Source organism: Oceanobacter kriegii DSM 6294, from assembly GCF_000422845.1.
GTDB classification, from domain to species: domain Bacteria; phylum Pseudomonadota; class Gammaproteobacteria; order Pseudomonadales; family Oceanobacteraceae; genus Oceanobacter; species Oceanobacter kriegii.
Window position 1 is genome coordinate 432,370 of the sequence record NZ_AUGV01000003.1, and the last position, 12,069, is coordinate 444,438.

The following is a 12,069-nucleotide window of genomic DNA, read 5'->3' on the forward strand; positions in this document are numbered from 1 at the left end:
GGATGTTACGGGCTCAATATCGCGTTATGACTGGTAAGCACCAGCGGAATAGGTCAGCTCGTAGCTGTGGCTGTAGATTTCCAGAATGTTGCCGAACGGATCTTCCATATACACCATGCGGTAGGGCTTTTCGCCGGGAAAGTATTCACGTACCGGCATCCGTTGCTTGCCACCTGCGGCAACAATTTTGGCCGCCAGACCTTCCACATCCGGGTCTTGCACACAGAAATGGAAGACGCTGGTTTTCCAGTATTCGAAGTTGTTGTCGGGCTTTTTGGCGTTTTTGAACTCAAAAATTTCAACGCCAACGCGATCGCCAGTAGACAGGTGGGCAATGCGGAAACTATCCCAGCCTGCGCCAAACACATCGGTGCACATCACACCAATGGCGCTGTCATCTTCGCGGATTTCGGTTGGCGGCATGATCAGGTACCAGCCCATCACCTCGGTGTAAAAGGTCACGGCGGCGTCGAGGTCGGTGACCGACAGGCCAATATGGGAAAACGAACGCGGGTAGGTGCTCATGGCGAAGCTCCGGGCAATGAAATGTCTGTGCAGCCTAGAAAACCCGATGCATAATGAAAACTAACGCCAAGTAATACATTGGATAAAACTTTGTAATGATCAACCCTCAATGGCTGCGCTCGTTTGCCAGCGTATCGGCCCATGGCAGCTTTACTCGGGCAGCGGAGTCGCTGGACCTGACGCAGGCGGCGGTTAGCCACCACATCCGCAATCTGGAATCTGAATACGGCCAACTGCTGGTACGTTATCCCCGCCAGCTGGAACTGACTCCGGCGGGACATGCGCTGCTGCAATACCACCAGGAACTGATCGGTGCGGAAAAACGCTTGCAGTCACGCCTGGTCGAGCAAGACGTTGGCGCCGGTGTGATCAGTATTACCAGCCCCGGCAGCATTGGCCTGACCCTCTATCCGCTGCTGCTGGATTGGCAGCAACAACATCCACAATTGGCCATCCGCTACCGTTTTGCGCCGGATGTGGATGTGATCGAAGCGGTGCTGGATAACCGCTACGAACTGGGGCTGGTGACTCGCAAGCCGGACGATCCAAAGCTGGCTGCTGAGGCTTTCTGTGAAGAAGTGCTGGAGCTGGTGGTGCCAAAAGGGGCAAAGGTGTCGCAGTGGCAGGATCTGGTGGCGCTGGGCTTCATCGACCATCCGGACGGCTACGATATGGCCACCCGGTTGTTGGCAAGGGTGTTTCCTGGCAACGCCGGTGTGCGTTGCCTGCCAGACCGCGGTTTTGTGAATCAGGTTGGCCTGATTCTGGAACCGGTGGCCAGAGGCATGGGCTTTACCGTCTTGCCGCGTTATGCCCGTGAAGCCTTTGGCCGTCAGCAGGACATTGACGTGGTGGCACTGCCACAGCGCATTCTGGATACCCTCTGGCTGATCCATCGGGCCGAATGGCCACTGTCAGCACGCGCTGAAGGTGCCATCAACTGGCTACGTAGCCAGATGGAATAACCCGTAGGCAGGACATAACAGGACATGGATGGGCGCAGATGCCCCGCCCCACCAAAGCGGCATGGCCGCCAACCCGGAATCCTCGTAGTCTGACGCTTCGGTTGTTGTTTTCTCATCGGAGCCGTTTTTTTGTCCAACGCCAACCTTCTGTCCCGGTCTGAACCCCCGCGGGCATCGGAACCCCGGCAGCATGATACTGAACGCTACAAAGTGATGGCGGCAGGGCTGTGTGCTCTGGTGTTGTCGCTGGGCATTGCCCGTTTTGCCTACACGCCGCTGCTGCCGGTGATGCAGCAGCAAGCGGGTTTGTCGCCGCTGGTAGCCGGTTGGTTGGCCACGTTTATTTACCTTGGTTACACCGCAGGCACCTTACTGGCGACCTTCACCAAAGACCCTCATCGCAAATTTTACCTGTACCGCCTGTGCCTGATTCTGGCCGTGCTCAGCACATTGGCCATGGGGCTCAGTAACGATCCGCTGGTGTGGTACATCAGTCGCCTGATTGGCGGCTTCAGTGGCATTGCCGGGCTGCTGCTGGCGTCCGGGCTGGCATTGAACTGGCTGATACGCACTGGCCACAAGCCCCAGCTGGGGTTGCATTTTACCGGTGCCGGGCTGGGCATTGTGGTTACCGGTGTATGCACCGGACTGATGCTGGAGCAGCTGAGCTGGGACCAGCAGTGGTTGCTGTTGGGCATCGTTGGGGTGCTGTTCTTGGTGCCAGCCTGGATCTGGATGCCTGCGCCCGCGTCGCTGGCGTCACAACCCTCGGTGGATAACCCGGCGTTTAATGCCACCAGTAAGCGCTGGATGGTACTGATGATGCTGGCCTATTTCTGTGGTGGTTGTGGTTACGTGATGGGCGCCACGTTTATTGTGGATATTCTTGAACGTCTGCCGCTGTTGAATGGCGCAGGCCCGTGGTGCTGGGTGATTGTTGGTTTGGCGGCCGCGCCGTCTACTTTCCTGTGGGACAAGGTTGCGGTGGCCATCGGCCAGATTCGGGCGTTGATTCTGGCTTATGTTCTGCAGGCTTTTTCCATGTTGCTGCCTGCTATCAGTGACTGGGTTGCGCTGAACCTGCTGGCCGCCGTGCTGTGGGGTGGTACTTTCATTGGCATCGTGAATTTGACCCTGACACTAGTAGGCCGGCGTTTTCCACACAATCCGGCCAGCTACATGGCGGCCGCGACGCTGGGATACAGCGTGTCGCAAATGGTGGCACCGGCCATCACCGGCTATGTGCTGAGCATGACTGGCGAATACCGGCTGGCACTGCTGGTGTCGACGCTGGTGATGTTTGCAGGCGTTGCCGTGCTATGGCTGATTCAACAATTGCCGGAGCAACCGGTGACCCGGGCAGCTGACCCTACAAGCGATTGACCGCACTGGCTGGTAAATCGACCGATTTGAACCACACTTTGCAGTAGTGGGTTTATCGGGAGAGCACCGCGTATGGCGACTGATCGCAAAAAAGCCATCAAGCGCAAAAATGCCTGGGCGGCGGTGGGCCGTTTCTTTGGTTTGCTGATTCTGTTGGGAGTGATCGGAGCGGGTGTGTACGCCTTGCTGCAATACCACAATGGCAAAACCGGCCAGTACCAGAACGAACTGTTCTTTGGTGACATGCCGGAAGAAGAGGACGGCCGCTAATCGTAGGCTGTGGATAACTGTTGGGCGCAGGTTTTCCTACTCACCGCAAGGATGGTGCGCTTGCGCCCATCAGGCCTGCTTTGCGGTGGCCCAAAGACCCGTCGTGCAATCCTTTTTGAACAACTCTGACAATGGCATTTTTGCAATTGCCACACTGAAATTCACACACCTCTGAGCTAGAATGCCCGGCCAGTTCAGAGGAAGCGCCCGTGGTCGATTTATCCCATCTAAACCCCCGTCAAAAAGAAGCCGCCAAATACATCGATGGCCCCTTGCTGGTACTGGCGGGTGCGGGTTCGGGCAAGACCTCGGTAATTACCCGCAAGATCGCCTACCTGATTGAATCCTGTGGCATCAAATCCCACCACATTGCGGCGGTAACCTTTACCAACAAGGCCGCCCGCGAGATGAAGGAGCGGGTTAGCTCGCTGGTGGGCAAGGGCGGTGCCCGTGGCCTGACGGTATCGACCTTCCACAACCTCGGCCTCAACATCATTCGTCAGGAGCTGAAAGCCACCGGCTACAAGGCCGGCTTTTCGATCCTCGACCAGGACGACTGCAAGAACATCATCCGCGACGTCATGCAGCGCGAACATGGCGACGACGGCGACATGATCGACCTGGTGCAGAACACCATTTCCAACCTCAAGAACGACCTGATCACCCCGGATTTGGCCATCAATCAGGCGGCCAGCCCGCAGGAAATGATGATCGCCCAGACCTACTCCGTGTATCAGCGCATGCTGAAGGCCTACAACGCGGTCGACTTTGACGACCTCATCATGGGGCCGACGCTGCTGTTTATGAACGACCCCGAAGCCCTGACCCGCTGGCAGAAGAAAATCCGTTACCTGCTGGTGGACGAATATCAGGACACCAACACCTCGCAGTACGAAATGGTGAAGCTGCTGGTGGGCTACCGTGGCGGTTTGACCGTGGTAGGGGACGACGACCAGTCGATTTACGCCTGGCGGGGTGCCAAGCCGGAAAACCTGTCGCTGCTGAAAAAAGACTTCCCGAATCTGAAGCTGGTGAAACTGGAACAAAACTACCGCTCCACCGGCCTGATTCTGAACGCCGCCAACCGGGTGATCGACAACAACCCCCACGAGTTCGACAAACGGCTCTGGTCCGACATGGGCTACGGCGACCCGATTCGCATTCTGAAGTGCAAAAACGACGAAATTGAAGCCGAACGGGTGGCTTCTGAAATCGTCGAACGCCGTCTGCGTTATGGCTGCGGCTACAAGGACTTTGCGGTGCTGTATCGCGGTAACCACCAGGCCCGCATGATTGAAATGAAGCTGCAAGCCTACCAGGTGCCCTACAAACTCAGCGGTGGTCAGTCGTTCTTTGGCCGCAACGAAATCAAGGACATCATGGGTTACCTGCGGCTGATCGTGAACCCGGCCGACGACGCCGCCTTCCTGCGTGTGGTGAACACCCCTCGTCGTGAAATTGGCCCCACCACCATCGAAAAACTCAGTGAATACGCCGCGACCCGTGGCACCGGCCTGCTCAGCGCCACCACCGAAATGGGACTGGAACAGCTGCTGACCCCGAAAGCCGTCGACCGTCTGCGCCGCTTCGGCCACTGGCTCGATACCATCACCCGCAACGCCTATACCGACGACCCGATTGCCGCCATCAAGGAGATGCTTAACGACATCGACTACGAAGGCTACCTGATGCAAAACTCAGGCACCCCCAATCAGGCCGAACGGCGCATGAAAAACGTCTGGTTTCTGGTCGACTCGATCTCGAAAATGATCGAAAAAGCCGACGAAGTGGGCGATGAAATGACCATCGAAGACGCCATCGGCAAACTCATTCTGCGCGACATGCTGGAACAGCAAGCCGAAGAAGACGAATCCGACCAGGTACAACTTCTGACTCTGCACGCCTCCAAGGGTCTGGAATACCCACACGTCTACATGATTGGTATGGAAGAAGAGCTGATGCCCCACCGCAACAGCATCGAAGCCGACACCATCGAAGAAGAACGCCGCCTGATGTATGTGGGCATCACCCGCGCCAAGCGTACGTTAACGCTTACTTACGCCGCCAAGCGCCGCCAATTTGGCGAAACCATGGACACCACCCACTCCCGCTTCCTCGACGAACTGCCACCCGACGACATCGAATGGGAAGGCAAAGTGGAACGCTCACCGGAAGAACAGAAAAAACGCGGTCAGGAAACACTGGCCGGTTTGAAGAACCTGTTTGGGGATTTGTGATCCCCAGGCAGGTTAATCCGGTTTGATACAGTCACCTGAAAGTGAATAGTAGTTGAATGTACTTATATTTATGCGGTTTTTTAGGTTCGCACATTCTTTGTATTCACTTTTGGCAATGTAAGAGTCAACCGCGTAATCGATCATAAAACCGGAGGCTATAGTAGTTCCAACCACCAGAAAAAATAGGCCGTGGGCCAAGGTGGTTCCGACCCGGTTTCCGAATACAATCACCAGATGGTAGAGTGGAATTGATATTGTTGATAAAAATATTCCAAATGGCCTCGAAGTGCTTATTATCTCGGCGCCATCTCTAACTTCAGTTAGTGTTGACGAATATCCATTTATCACCAGCCCAACTACAATTATGGCGATAACATCCAGAGCTATCAACGCGGCCTTAGGAGCAAACATCAGTAAAACAGACCTCTTCCTACGTCTTGGCCAGTCTCATATTGCCAGTCTAAATGTTCATTAAATTTGTTCACGAATCTAATTGCTTTACGGTCCACTTCCTTAAGTTTAGTAGGAATTTCCGCTAAAGCGTTTATTAGCTTGTCTGTGATATGGAAAGTTTCATCCAGATAGTTTAAGCCTAACCCTGCAAGAACTCCGGCTAATATAGCTACTGCAAACGGCCCGGTAGCAACAATACTGGCTCCGGCTGCAATAGCGTTGCTGTATAAAATCCATACGGTTATTGAACTGATCATTGAAGCAATGCCAAGTTTAACAACATCCGATGCTGTTTCTCCAATGAAATGCGCCAGCTTTGCCTCGTCCTCAAGGCATGCTTTTAATGCGTTAATCGGAATAGCTATGATTAGAGTCAGTCTGGCACCTGATATAAGAGAGTTGTTGATACCTTTCTGAGTGATTGCAAGATTAACGATTTTTAGGTTGTTCGCTAGATATCTTGTGCCTTTCAATAATGATCGGTTTCCAGCGTTCCCTTTGACTATTATATACTGTTTACCTTGAACAAATTTACTTTGGATTCTACCGCTGATGCCAAGGTCAGAAGCTATCTTCCCGAGTAGTACGGAGTCTAAAATGACAGGGACATAGTTACTTGCCGCCTCGAAATCTTTTACGCCTGTGAGAGCTTTTTCCGCAGAGGTTGGGCCAACTTTTTCCTTCCATATTTTGAAAACTTGCTCGGCACTCAGAAACTCCAACAGATGAGCGTTTTCTTTAAACTTGCCTCGAAGCTGTGCTTCAAGCGTTTTTTGTCTGATAAATTCTTCCCTGGTCATCACATCTTCCTGAAAGTATCGAAAATTTAGCGCAATCAATAACTCTGGGTAATCAGCTTGCCAAGCAGGGAAGTGATTATTTGTGATGTGTTTTCGGGCAGAGTTAGAAAATTGTGATACAGCTGGCAGCCTGGAGGCGAGACCAAAGAGCACGCCATCGCTTTTGGGGGAGGCAGGCTTGGTGCAGATTTGAAGGCCTTAGGTGAACTGACTCCCACGTTCCACGTGGGCGCCTCTGCCACCACGTTGCTACCAGAGCGTAGCAACGATACAGTTCTAGCGTCAGAATATAAGATTTGTTTGGATATTATATTATCTATTTTTCTTAAAAATTAGCTAAAATAGATACTATGTTATCCAAATGGTCTGATTATGAACTCGTTCAGATTACTCGATGATACTGATGTCCAGCAGGCATTTTCGGCTTATCTTCGCAAGCAGCGCAAGGCTGAGGGGCTATCTCGTGATGCGTTGGCGCAACGCAGCAGTGTGCCTTCGGCAACGATCAAACGCTTCGAGCTGACGGGGCAAATCTCTTTCCGACAGTTGTTACTGCTATGGCAAAGCCTCGACGATTTGCAGCGTCTGTATGAGCTGGCCCAGCCTTCTTCTTCCGGCAAACAGCGTATGCCAACCTCCATCGACGAGGTGCTTGACGATGAGTTTTAAGCCCATTCAGAAGCTGGTTGTTGAGCGTACCTTGTCTGACGGACAACAGGTCCCGGTTGGGACGTTGGCGCAGAATCGCCAGGGCACTTTCTTTCAATATGACCCGGGTTATCTTGATGGCTATGCCGGGTTGTCGCCTTTTACGCTACAAGCGACAACAGACCTTCAACTGGCTCCCAAAGCCCCTCACGGTGGTTTGCACGGTCTGTTCGCTGACAGTCTGCCGGATGGCTGGGGGTTGCTGTTGCAGGATCGGGTGTTCCGCCAGCACGGCATTCAGCCGCATCAACTGACTCCCATGGACCGTCTGGCCTTTGTTGGCCAGAGTGCGATGGGGGCTTTGTCATTTTCACCGATGTCGGATTATCGTCCGGCCGAAGGGCACCAGCTGGATTTGGCAACGCTGGGGCTACAGGCCCAGTCGGTGTTTGATGGCCAGACGGAAGAAGTGCTCAGCACCTTGGTGGCCGCAGGCAGCTCTGGTGGTGCCAGGCCGAAGGCGCAGGTGTATATGAAGGCAAGCGACCATGGCGAATGTCGAACCATACCCCAGCAAGGTGATGACGCCTGGCTGGTGAAGTTTACTTCGCGGAATTTGCCGCTGGGCCACGAAGAAGGTTTATGCGAAGCGGTGTATCTGACATTGGCTGAACAAGCCGGATTGAATCCACCGCAATGGCAGTTATTGGATGCCGCGCCGCAGTCTGGTGCACGGTCCTGGCTGGCGATCAAGCGCTTTGATTGGTTGAGCCAATCTGAGGGTGCTGCTGGTCGACTGCATATGCACAGTGCTTGCGGGTTACTGGATGCTGATTTCCGCTCGCCCAGCCTCGACTATGAAGACTTGATCAAAGCCAGCAGGCAGTTGTGTCGATCTCCAGCGGTGGGACAACTGCAATTCCGGCGCGCCATGTTCAATCTGTTTGCTGCCAATCAGGATGACCACAGTAAAAACTGGGCATTTCTTCAGCATGATAAAGGGCAGTGGCAACCTGCGCCGTTTTACGACGTGACCTACAGCCCGCATCCATTCAATGAACATGCAACGGCTTATGGTGGCTACGGCAAACAACCACCTCTGAAAACGATACAGAAACTGGCAAGTAATGCGGGATATGCCAACTGGCGTCTGGCGCAGCAGGATATTCAGCACATCGTTGCGGTGTTGGCGAGGTTTAAGAGTATTGCAACAGACGTCGGAGTTCAGCCTGCAACCATCAAGGCTATTCAAACAACGCTGGATCAGCGGCTGAGTGACAACAGGGCTTTGCTGGGCTAAGGCGGGTTCCAGAGGGGAAATTCAAGCCAAGGCTCCCATGTTTCACATGGGAGCCTTGGCTTTTGCGTTGTCACGCTGGGCTGGACGGGTAAAGATCCGAACTTAAACCTTTACCTCAGGCCGTCCCGGCGTGCTCCACTGGGTGTGGTAGGCCTCTTCGGCTGGTTTATCCACACGCTGGTATGTGTGCGCGCCAAAGTAGTCACGCTGGCCTTGCAGCAGGTTGGCAGGCAGCACGTCGGTGCGGTAGCTGTCGTAGTAGCTAAGTGCCGACATCATGGCCGGGCAAGGCACGCCAGCGATGGTGGCCTTGGCGATGGCCTGGCGCCAGTCGCTTTGGTATTCGGCAATTTGTTCGTTAAAGAACGGGTCCAGCAACAGGTTGCTTAACTGGCTGTCTTTTTCGAAGGCGTCGGTAATCGACTGCAGGAACACCGCACGGATGATGCAGCCTGCACGCCAGATTTTGGCGATTTCGGCGAAGTTCAGGTTCCAGTTATGGGTGTTGGAGGCGGTTGCCATCAGCTGGAAGCCCTGGGCGTAGGCGCATATTTTGGAGCAGTACAGTGCTTGCTCCAGTTGGCTGATCGCAACGGCTTTTTCTTCTTCGGAAACCGGCGCTGCAACCGGGCCAGACAGCTGCTGACTGGCCACGCGGCGCTCGTCTTTCAGGGCCGACAGGCTGCGAGCAAACACGGCAGAGGCGATGGTTTGTGCCGGGCTGCCCAGCTCCAGTGCGCCAACGGCGGTCCACAGGCCGGTGCCTTTTTGGCCGGCGCGATCCAGAATCATATCCACCAGCGGTACGTCGGTAGTGGCATCGGTCTGGGCCAGTACTTCGGCGCTGATTTCCATCAGATAGCTGTTCAGCTTGCCTTTGTTCCACTCGCTGAAGACGGCGGCGATTTCGGCCGGTGTCATCGCAAGGGTGCTGCGCATGGCGTGGTAGGCCTCGCAGATCAGCTGCATGTCGGCGTATTCGATGCCGTTATGCACCATTTTCACGTAGTGGCCAGAGCCAGCCGGGCCAATGTAAGTAACGCACGGCTCGCCTTCGGTGACGGGTTTACCCGGTTCAAACGACTCCAGCGGCAGGCCGCTAGTTGGGTCGACCTTGGCGGCAATGGCATTCATCACGGGCTCAATGCGTGCCCAGGCGTCAGCGTTGCCTGCTGGCATCAGCGATGGGCCAAAACGAGCACCCACTTCACCACCGGATACGGCGGTCGAGAAGAACACCAGATCCTTGCTCAGGCGGGCTTCGCGCTCGACGGAGTCGGTCCACAGGCTGTTGCCGGTGTCGATGACAATGCTGTCGCGTGGCAAACCGGCTTCAATCAGCTGGGCGCAAACTGCGTCGACAGGAGCACCGGCAGGTACCGACAACATGATGATGTGCGGTGCTGCGATGTTGCTGAGTAAATCTGCGAACGAATCACAGCCAATCAGGCGGGCAGGTTGATCGCCACTTTCAGCCTGGTCTTTTTCCAGAATGGCTTGGGTTTTTTCGGTGTCGAGGTCAAAACAGGCTACTGAGTAACCGTGGTCGGCCAGGTTCAGGGTCAGGTTGGCGCCCATGACACCGAGGCCGATAAAGCCAATATCGCACTTGGCATCTGTTGTCGTTGCTGTTTGATTCGTCATATTACTCGTTAGGTATTCAACGCTAGTGGCACGCGTTCTTTAGCCAGAAATTCGTAGGGTCGCCCGTGGCTCAAGGCCGCTATAGGGGCTTGGAGGAGGCAAATGGGCAGAAATTCCGGTGGATTGATCGCTTTGGGCGGCAGCTTGCTGATCTCTTTGCCGTTTGGCAAGTGGTGACGCGATAAACACGCGGTATTTTCGCCTCAAGAAAGCTGACATTAATGGTTTGGGTGACAAAACCAGCCGAATAGTGGTTCTTAGTGCATTCTTTGTAGTCAAAGCCCCCGAAGAGCGGCTAAAGCGTTCTTCGGGGGAGCTGGCTTAGTGCAACTTCATCTTGGGTTTGATCACTCGGGTCAGCCAGTCCAACACCACGATCAATGCGCCACGGAATTTGCCGTGAATCGCGATCTGGTGCATGCGGTACAGCGAGATGTAGAACAAGCGCGCCAGCTTGCCTTCGACAAACATCGACTTACTGCTGAGGTTGCCCATCAGGCTGCCAACCGCGCTGTAGCGGCTGAGGCTCACCAGTGAGCCATGGTCGTGATAGGCGAAGCCTTTCAGTGGTTTGGCAACGCGCTGGTTCATCAGGTTCTTGAACACACAACTGGCCATCTGGTGGGCTGATTGGGCGCGTGGCGGCACACGGGTGCCGTCTTCCATGGTGAACGAGCAGCAGTCACCAATCACCCAAAGGCCGTCAATCACATTGCCTTCGGGGTCTTTGGCTTGCAGGTATTCGTTGGTTTCGATCTGGTTGCCGCGATTGAGCGACAGGCCGTCAATCTTGCCGACAAAATCCGGCGCTTTAACCCCGGCGGCCCATACCATCAGGTCGGCGTCGATGCGCTCGCCGTCTTTGGTCAGCAGGCCGTTTTCATCGGCGGAGCTGACCATGGTGGAGGTACTGACCTTGACGCCAATGTTAATCAGCTCGCGGGTTACCGAGGTCGAGATACGTTCCGGCAGCGCTGGCAGTACCCGCGGCCCGGCTTCAACCAGAGTGACTTCCAGCTGATGGCGTGACATGCCGGCCATGCCGTAAGAGCGCAGCAGCTCGGTTACCCGGTGCAGTTCGGCCGACAGCTCTACGCCGGTTGCACCGGCACCCACGATGGCAATGCGCAGTCGATCACCCGGTCGGTTCTGGTGAATGTCGGTGAAACGGTCGATCAGGGCGGTATGGAAGCGGTCGGCCTGACGGGTAGAGTCGAGCAGGTAGCAATGCTCCTGAACGCCCGGCGTGCCGAAGTCGTTGCTGATGCTGCCAACGGCCATGATCAGGGTGTCATACGGCAGCTCGCGGGATGGCATCAGGACTTTGCCGTCCTGGTCCAGACGCGGCGCCAGCGTGTAGGTTTTGTTGCGGGTATCGAGGTTGGTCAGTTCGCCCAGTTCAAACTGGTAACCATGGCGAGCGCCATGGGCGTGGTAGGAAACACTTTCGGTACCGGTGTCGAGGGTGCCGGTGGCCACTTCGTGCAGCAGCGGTTTCCAGATGTGGGTGCGTTTGCGGTCGATCAGGGTGATTTTGGCTTTGTGCTTGCGCCCGAGTTTGTGGCCCAGGTGCGTGGCCAACTCGAGGCCGCCAGCGCCGCCACCCACAATCACAATGTTCTGACGGGAATGAGGGTCACCGCCAAGGGAAGGTTGTTCTGCGTTCATGGAGTTTCCTTGATGTTAAAGGGATAAAAGGTATTGCTAAAACGTTGGCAGAACGGTGTCCCTGATGGTTTGGCCCAGTGCTGGCGCTGCGGCGTTAGGTGTATGCAGTGCGGACTGTGGGTCTGTGTGCTTGCTGGCTGTGATCGGGCGTCAGGTTAGTGGCCATCGGATCACGA

At 55.1% G+C, this 12,069-nt stretch carries 11 protein-coding genes; 6 read left to right on the forward strand and 5 right to left on the reverse strand.

Annotated features, from left to right (window positions below; genetic code table 11):
* Positions 1 to 24 precede the first annotated feature (24 nt).
* Positions 25 to 525, reverse strand: a complete 501-nt coding sequence (locus G516_RS0101905) for a lactoylglutathione lyase family protein (protein WP_028292223.1) — start codon at positions 523 to 525, stop codon at positions 25 to 27.
* 95 nt (positions 526 to 620) lie between these two features.
* Here G516_RS0101905 and G516_RS0101910 point away from each other — a divergent pair, with 95 nt between their 5' ends.
* From G516_RS0101910 to rep, 4 genes are all read left to right on the forward strand, one after another.
* Positions 621 to 1,490, forward strand: a complete 870-nt coding sequence (locus tag G516_RS0101910; protein ID WP_028292224.1) for a LysR family transcriptional regulator — start codon at positions 621 to 623, stop codon at positions 1,488 to 1,490.
* Positions 1,491 to 1,703: 213 nt separating this feature from the next.
* Entirely contained in the window at positions 1,704 to 2,873 is a 1,170-nt protein-coding gene (locus G516_RS20650; protein ID WP_036533811.1) for a YbfB/YjiJ family MFS transporter, read from the forward strand.
* Positions 2,874 to 2,945: 72 nt separating this feature from the next.
* Positions 2,946 to 3,143 carry a hypothetical protein gene (locus tag G516_RS0101920; RefSeq protein WP_028292225.1) on the forward strand — a complete coding sequence of 66 codons (198 nt, stop codon included), beginning with the start codon at positions 2,946 to 2,948 and terminating at the stop codon, positions 3,141 to 3,143.
* 209 nt (positions 3,144 to 3,352) lie between these two features.
* The gene (gene rep, locus G516_RS0101925; RefSeq protein ID WP_028292226.1) at positions 3,353 to 5,380 is read left to right on the forward strand and encodes a DNA helicase Rep; all 2,028 of its coding nucleotides are present in this window, start codon (positions 3,353 to 3,355) and stop codon (positions 5,378 to 5,380) included.
* 12 nt (positions 5,381 to 5,392) lie between these two features.
* On the opposite strand, the gene G516_RS0101930 is transcribed toward rep, so the two are convergent.
* Together G516_RS0101930 and G516_RS0101935 are read right to left on the reverse strand one after the other, a co-directional pair.
* The gene (locus G516_RS0101930) at positions 5,393 to 5,791 is read right to left on the reverse strand and encodes a hypothetical protein (RefSeq protein WP_028292227.1); all 399 of its coding nucleotides are present in this window, start codon (positions 5,789 to 5,791) and stop codon (positions 5,393 to 5,395) included.
* Positions 5,791 to 6,633 (reverse strand): hypothetical protein, encoded by an 843-nt coding sequence (locus G516_RS0101935; RefSeq protein ID WP_028292228.1) that lies wholly within the window; start codon positions 6,631 to 6,633, stop codon positions 5,791 to 5,793. Before G516_RS0101935 ends, G516_RS0101930 begins: the two co-directional genes overlap by 1 nt.
* Before the next feature lie 372 nt (positions 6,634 to 7,005).
* Between G516_RS0101935 and G516_RS0101940 the strand changes: the two genes are divergently transcribed.
* Positions 7,006 to 7,302: a helix-turn-helix domain-containing protein gene (locus tag G516_RS0101940; protein WP_028292229.1), complete on the forward strand. Its 297-nt coding sequence runs from the start codon at positions 7,006 to 7,008 to the stop codon at positions 7,300 to 7,302.
* Complete coding sequence (locus tag G516_RS0101945) at positions 7,292 to 8,581, forward strand: type II toxin-antitoxin system HipA family toxin (protein WP_028292230.1); 1,290 nt, start codon at positions 7,292 to 7,294, stop codon at positions 8,579 to 8,581. Before G516_RS0101940 ends, G516_RS0101945 begins: the two co-directional genes overlap by 11 nt.
* Positions 8,582 to 8,683: 102 nt before the next feature.
* Here the strand turns inward: G516_RS0101945 and gndA are convergent, their stop codons facing one another.
* Positions 8,684 to 10,225, reverse strand: a complete 1,542-nt coding sequence (gene gndA / locus G516_RS0101950; protein ID WP_028292231.1) for an NADP-dependent phosphogluconate dehydrogenase — start codon at positions 10,223 to 10,225, stop codon at positions 8,684 to 8,686.
* A 321-nt stretch (positions 10,226 to 10,546) separates the two neighbouring features.
* Positions 10,547 to 11,893, reverse strand: a complete 1,347-nt coding sequence (locus G516_RS0101955) for an NAD(P)/FAD-dependent oxidoreductase (RefSeq protein ID WP_051218837.1) — start codon at positions 11,891 to 11,893, stop codon at positions 10,547 to 10,549.
* Positions 11,894 to 12,069: the final 176 nt, after the last annotated feature.

Excerpts from the sequence above, each read along its gene's own strand:
- G516_RS0101955 (WP_051218837.1), bottom strand. The coding sequence starts at position 11,893 with ATGAACGCAGAACAACCTTCCCTTGGCGGTGACCCTCATTCCCGTCAG.
- G516_RS0101940 (WP_028292229.1), top strand. The coding sequence starts at position 7,006 with ATGAACTCGTTCAGATTACTCGATGATACTGATGTCCAGCAGGCATTT.
- G516_RS20650 (WP_036533811.1), top strand. The coding sequence starts at position 1,704 with ATGGCGGCAGGGCTGTGTGCTCTGGTGTTGTCGCTGGGCATTGCCCGT.
- G516_RS0101945 (WP_028292230.1), top strand. The coding sequence starts at position 7,292 with ATGAGTTTTAAGCCCATTCAGAAGCTGGTTGTTGAGCGTACCTTGTCT.
- G516_RS0101905 (WP_028292223.1), bottom strand. The coding sequence starts at position 525 with ATGAGCACCTACCCGCGTTCGTTTTCCCATATTGGCCTGTCGGTCACC.
- G516_RS0101930 (WP_028292227.1), bottom strand. The coding sequence starts at position 5,791 with ATGTTTGCTCCTAAGGCCGCGTTGATAGCTCTGGATGTTATCGCCATA.
- G516_RS0101920 (WP_028292225.1), top strand. The coding sequence starts at position 2,946 with ATGGCGACTGATCGCAAAAAAGCCATCAAGCGCAAAAATGCCTGGGCG.
- G516_RS0101935 (WP_028292228.1), bottom strand. The coding sequence starts at position 6,633 with ATGACCAGGGAAGAATTTATCAGACAAAAAACGCTTGAAGCACAGCTT.
- gndA (WP_028292231.1), bottom strand. The coding sequence starts at position 10,225 with ATGACGAATCAAACAGCAACGACAACAGATGCCAAGTGCGATATTGGC.
- G516_RS0101910 (WP_028292224.1), top strand. The coding sequence starts at position 621 with ATGATCAACCCTCAATGGCTGCGCTCGTTTGCCAGCGTATCGGCCCAT.